The sequence below is a fragment of the Micromonospora sp. NPDC049799 genome (assembly GCF_040656655.1).
Classification (GTDB): Bacteria; Actinomycetota; Actinomycetes; order Mycobacteriales; family Micromonosporaceae; genus Micromonospora.
On record NZ_JBFAMU010000569.1, the window covers coordinates 1 to 2,928 of the forward strand.

The following is a 2,928-nucleotide window of genomic DNA, read 5'->3' on the forward strand; positions in this document are numbered from 1 at the left end:
AGCTGGGCGGGCAGGCCGACGTGCCGAACGTGGCCGGCACGTGGAAGGACCTGACCGACAGCGTCAACTCGACCGCCGCCCGGTGCCGGCCGGCCACCTCGCCCAGCGCCTGGTAGCGAGCCTCCCGTGCGGCCGCCTCGGGACCACCCGGCCGGCCGCCGACGTCGACGCGGACCACCTCGACCGGAGCCAGGCCCGTCCCGCGCGCCCACGCCGCCACCGCCTCGGCCCGTTCCGCCGAACCCTCCTGAAGACCGTGGTCGACGGTGACCAGACCGGCAGGACGGCCCAGCCGGGGCGCCACGAACGCGGTCGCCGCGGCCAGCGCCAGCGAGTCGGCGCCACCCGAGCAGGCCACCAGGACCGGGCCGGTTTCCGGCAGGCCGGTCAGGGCTCGCCGGACCGCGACGCGGATCGCGGCCACGGGTGGGGCGAGCGCGGCCACGGTCGTACGGTCAGCCGGCGGCCGGCAGCGGGCCGGCCGGCCCGTGCACCCGGGCCACCCAGGCGTCCGGGTCGCCCAGCTCCTCCAGCCGGGGCAGGGTCAGCGGGGACGAGAAGATCCGGTTGAACCCGGGCATGCCCACCCGCTCGACGACACCGTGCACGAACTTGCGGCCCTCGGCGTACTGGCGCATCTTCACGTCGACGCCGAGGAGCCGGCGGATCGCCTTCTCCAGCGGGTTGCCCGTCTCCCGGCGCCGGTTGAACGACGCCCGGATGCGCTCGACGCTCGGGATCACCTGCGGGCCGACGCCGTCCATGACGAACTCGGCGTGCCCCTCCAGCAGGGTCATCAGCGCGGTGAGCCGGTCCAGCACGGCCCGCTGGGCCGGAGTCTGCACGATGTCCAGCACACTGGTGCGGCTCTCCGGGTCCTTCACCGCGTCGGAGAGGGTGGCCACACCCCGGCGCAGCCGCTCCAGCAGGTGCTCGCCCCCGCTGGAGGAGGCGTCCACGAACGCCTGCACCTCACCCAGGAAGTACGCCCGCATCCACGGCACGGCGGTGAACTGGGTCCGGTGGGTGACCTCGTGCAGGCAGACCCAGAGCCGGAAGTCGCGCGGGTCGGCGCCGAGCTTCCGCTCCACCTCGACGATGTTCGGCGCGACCAGCAGCAACTGCCCCGGGTCGGCGGAGAAGACCTCGTACTGGCCGAGGACCCGGCCGGACAGGTACGCCAGCACAGTGCCGGCCTGCACGCCGGTCACCCGGGACCCGATCGCCTCGGTCAGCACCCCGGGCTGCTTGTCCTTCGACAGGCGGCCCACCAGCGGCGTGATCACCTCGCGCAGCCCGGCGATGTTGGTCGCCGCCCAGTCCCGCCGGTCGACCACCCGCACCGGCGGGTGGGACACCTGCGACCGCAGCCCGGTGTACTCGGCGACGTGCCCGGCCGCCTCGTCGGTCAACCGCCGCAGGTCGGAGACCACGTCGGTGGCCTCCGCGTACGACACCCGGGGGCCCGACTTTCCCAGCGCCCCCGCGGTCGCGGCGGCCAGATCCCAGTCCACGAACTGCGCCATGCACCCACCGTACCCGCGCGGGAACACCCGAACCCGGGCTCGACGATCGGCCCAGGTCAGCGGCAACCGCAGGTGGTGAGGGTGGCGGTGATGCGGTCCAGGGCGGAGCGGGCGGCGGTCAGGCCGTCCGGGGGCGCGTCGTCGGTGAGGACGGCGAAGCTGAGCAGCCGACCGTCGGCGGTGCTGACCAGGCCGGCGATCGCGTGCACCCGGGACAGCGTCCCGGTCTTGGCGCGAACCAGCCCGGCGCCGACCCGGGCCGGGCCCTCGAAGCGGTCGGTGAGGGTGCCGGACCAGGCGGCCACCGGCAGCGCACCGAAGATCGCGGCGAGGTCCGGCCGGGTGCCGTCACCGGCCAGCGCGAGCACGTCGGTGAGCAACGACGGGCTGATGCGGTTGCTGCGGGACAGGCCGCTGCCGTCGGCCAGCGAGAGCTCGTCGGCCGGCAGCCCCAGCTCGGCCACCACCGCGTCCATCGCCTTCCCGCCGCCGGCGAACGACGCGGGCTCGTCCCGGGCCAGCGCCACCTGACGGGCGAGCGCCTCGGCGACCAGGTTGTCGCTGTCGCTGATCATGATGTCGACGAGCCGGACCATCGGCAGGGACGACACCACGCCCAGCTCGGTGCCGGGAGCCCCGGCGGTGGCGCCGGCACCGGCGGCGGGCGCCTTCCCCTTGGTGACGGCGCCGGCCGGCACCCCGAGCAACCGGGCGAAGGAGCGGCCGGCGGCGAGGTCGGGCTGGGACACCCGGTCGGCGGCGTGGTTGCCGTCCTCGTGGTCCTTCTTCGCCTGCGGCACGTCGCTGCGTGCACCGTCGATCATCAGGGCGGTGACCGCCCCGCCGTACCCGCCGTCGGGGATGTCGGAGTCCCAGCCGGGCTCGTGGACCGGGCCGGAGTAGAGCGTCGAGTCGACGACCACCTTCGTCGGCTTCGTGCCGCCGAGCGCCTTCTTCACCTGCCCGGCCAGGTCGTCCAGCCGGGCCGCACCCGGATAGAAGCCCTTCTTGTCGACCGCGAGGGTGGGGTCGCCGCCGCCGACGATCACCACCTCGCCGGGAGTCGCACCGGCGACCGCCCGGGTGGGGATGCGGTACCCGGAGCCACGTGCGGCGAGCACCGTGACGGCGGTGACCAGCTTCGTCACCGAGGCGGGCACCGTGCCGGCGTCCTCGCCCCGTCCGTACAGCGACTGGCCGGTGGCGACGTCGACGACCGAGACGTTGACCCGGTCGCCGAGGGCCGGTACGCCGACCAGCGGGCCGAGCGCCGCGCGTACGCCCTGGGCGGTGGGCAGCGGGGCGTTCGGGTCTAGACCTTCGATCTCCAGGACAGCTGGCAATCTGCACCTCCCCCGATGGTGTGGGTGACGCCAGACACCATACGCGGTATACCCCGCAG

The 2,928-nt window shown here is 74.6% G+C and carries 3 protein-coding genes; all 3 read right to left on the minus strand.

Annotated elements, in window-relative coordinates; all coding sequences use genetic code 11:
* Positions 1 to 445 (minus strand): ATP-binding protein (locus AB0I76_RS26465; RefSeq protein WP_357040809.1); only part of this gene is annotated, 445 nt, incomplete at its 3' end.
* Positions 446 to 455: 10 nt separating this feature from the next.
* Positions 456 to 1,526: a zinc-dependent metalloprotease gene (locus tag AB0I76_RS26470; RefSeq protein ID WP_357040812.1), complete on the minus strand. Its 1,071-nt coding sequence runs from the start codon at positions 1,524 to 1,526 to the stop codon at positions 456 to 458.
* Between the two features lie 56 nt (positions 1,527 to 1,582).
* The coding region (dacB, locus tag AB0I76_RS26475) for a D-alanyl-D-alanine carboxypeptidase/D-alanyl-D-alanine-endopeptidase (protein WP_357040815.1) at positions 1,583 to 2,928 on the minus strand (1,346 nt) is incomplete at its 5' end.

What these genes read in the sequence shown, in the direction of transcription:
- AB0I76_RS26470 (WP_357040812.1), bottom strand. Translation starts at nt 1,526, where the DNA reads ATGGCGCAGTTCGTGGACTGGGATCTGGCCGCCGCGACCGCGGGGGCG.